The sequence below is a fragment of the Vibrio sp. Vb0667 genome, from assembly GCF_033391095.1.
Window position 1 is genome coordinate 1 of sequence record NZ_JAWPOL010000111.1, and the last position, 1,700, is coordinate 1,700.

1 protein-coding gene is annotated in these 1,700 nt (G+C 47.9%); it reads left to right on the forward strand.

From position 1 onward, the window contains the following. A partial coding sequence (locus tag R8269_RS23795; RefSeq protein ID WP_318222725.1) for a fimbria/pilus outer membrane usher protein occupies positions 1 to 1,688 on the forward strand: 1,688 nt, incomplete at its 5' end. Positions 1,689 to 1,700 lie beyond the last annotated feature (12 nt).

Genomic DNA, 1,700 nt, shown 5'->3' on the forward strand with positions numbered 1-1,700 from the left:
TGTCGCATGACTTTTCTATGCGCCCCGACGTAGTGACGACGCCATTGCCAGCGTTTTATGGTGAGGTCACTGCACCCACGACCTTGGATTTATTCATCAATGGCTTTAAAACCGACTCAATGGCCGTCGGGCCAGGCCCTTTCGTTATTAACGACATTCCCATGATCTCTGGCGCGGGTGAAGCAACCGTCATTGCGACTGATGCTCAAGGCCGACAAACGGTCATGACCAGCCCGTTTTTCCTCTCTTCCGATTTGTTGAAAACAGGATTTACTTCCTACAGTGCCAGTATTGGTGCGCTTAGAGAAGAATTTGGAAACGCATCGAATGAATATGGTGCTGGTGGCGTTGTTGTAGCGATGCGTCATGGCATGACAGATTGGTTAACCTTGGAAACGCAAGCTGAAGCAAAAGATGACCTAATTGTTGCGGGGCTGGGTTTTGTTAGTAATGCGTTCAACTTAGGCACGGTAGATGCCTCTTTTCGAGTCAGTAATTTTAAAGACCAATCCAGCTCATACGCGCTGAGTTACAGTTACCAATCTAGGTTGTTTAGCTTCGCTGCTAGAACGCAAGTGGAGCAAGCTGATTTCTATACCCTGTCGCATTTGCCAAATTACGAGAAGCTTAATAAAGGGGAGGAGGCATCGCTGAAGTCTCGTCATGTATCGCAAGTCAACATGGGAGTACGGCTAGGGGATTGGGGCTCACTTTCCGGTGGCTATTTCGATATTCAGCAAACCGATTCTAGCTCGCGTACGCTCAATCTCACGTACAGTTATGCTCTGCCTTTTGACATCAATATGTCGCTCTCTTACAACCACAGTATTGGTGGTCAGGCAGTGACATTAGCGCAGTTCTCGTTGCCCTTTGGTTCGCTTGGCGGCAGTGCCGGCTTAACGCTGAAAAGGGAAGATGATGGCGATGTGCGAGGACGCGTTGGTTACAGTCGCCTCGCGCCTATAAAAGGTGGGTGGGGTATCAATTTAGCGCATGACCTCAATGAAGATCCTGAAAACCGTAAGCAAGCCGATTTGACCTATCGTGCCTCGTGGGCTCAGTTTCGAGGAGGGCTCAATGGCACCAGTGGGAATTATGATTATTTTGCGGAAATGGCGGGTTCAGTCTCGACATTGGATGGCAAAATCTTCCCTGCTAACGAAGTGTATGACAGCTTTGCCGTGGTCAGCACCAGCGGTTTTGACGGTATTCCGGTTAAATATGAAAACCAAATTGTTGGCGTGACTGACGAGGATGGCTATTTGCTAGTGCCTTGGGCTACCGCGTATTACACCGCCAAATATGAAATTGACCCACTCACTTTACCAGCGAATGCGGCATTTTCGACGACAGAGCAGTTCGCTTCGATACATGCAGGTTACGGTTATTTATTAGAGTTTCCCATTGAGCTGCAAATTGCATTGAGTATGACCGTTGTGGATGAAAATCACCTAGTCCTGCCGCTTGGCACGTTTGGGCGTTCAGAGACAGGATTAGTCAGTCAAATTGGGTGGGATGGGTTTACCTACTTTGAAGGCATTGATCCGGGCAGTTACATTCTGTTTTATCCTCAAGGGCAGTCACCATGTAAAGTTTCAATTGAAGGGTTGTATGAGCGCGAGAGTCAAAAAATACAAACACTGAATAGTCTGGTTTGCCTCAAAACAGAAGATGAGGCGGCACTATGATTTTGCATCGCT